1 pseudogene is annotated in these 724 nt (G+C 67.8%); it reads right to left on the bottom strand.

The features are described from left to right. Window positions 1-712: pseudogene (locus A5780_RS00020) on the bottom strand (chromosome partitioning protein ParB); the annotation flags it as partial. Window positions 713-724 lie beyond the last annotated feature (12 nt).

Here is a 724-nt window from a genome sequence, read left to right as displayed (position 1 = left end):
GTAGTCCGGTGGTGTCGAGCTGGTCGGCGGGCAGGTAGTAGGCCGGGATCCAGCGATCACGCCAGGCGAGCCCGTCCGCGCGGCGCAACCCCTCGCCGGGTTCGGCGTCGGAGTCGTACTGGGTGTCCCAGTCGACGGTGTCGGGATCGACGAGCGCGCCGGTGGCGGTGTCGACCAGCTCCCCGTTTTCCTCGACCTCGACCCACACCAGCCACCGCGCCGGCTCGGCGTACACGTCGTCGTCGGTGAGCGGTTCGCCGTCGGAGCGGACGAGGTCGGTGACGGCCAGGTATCCGTCGTCGGCGCCGGGTTCGTCGGTGAGGATCCCGAATCCGTAAGCGGCATACGGCAGTGACGCGTGCAGACGTCGCCGGGTTTCGTCGCGGTCCGCGGCGATCGCGTTGGCCGTGTAGCCGAAGTTGTAGCGGGAGGCGGAGGTCAGTTTCTCGACGGCGTCGGTGTCGCCGAGGTTGTCGTATTCGGCGATTACGGCGAGCTGATCGAGGCTGTACTGTCCGTCGTCGATCAGCGTGCGTCCGGCTTGCGACCGTCCGACTGCGGCGAGCTTGCGGACCTCGGCGCGTTTGGTCTGTTGCAGTCCTTTCGCGACCCGGGTCGGTGAGGCGCCCAGATCGAGCATGAGCGCGATACCGGCGGCGTAGTCGGCCTGGGTCAACGGGATCCGACGCTCGTTGAGATTGATCTGCGCCATCGTGCGATCGAT

The sequence above is a fragment of the Nocardia sp. 852002-20019_SCH5090214 genome (assembly GCF_001665865.1).
GTDB lineage: Bacteria > Actinomycetota > Actinomycetes > Mycobacteriales > Mycobacteriaceae > Nocardia > Nocardia nova.
This window is presented reverse-complemented; position numbering and strand designations above follow the sequence as displayed.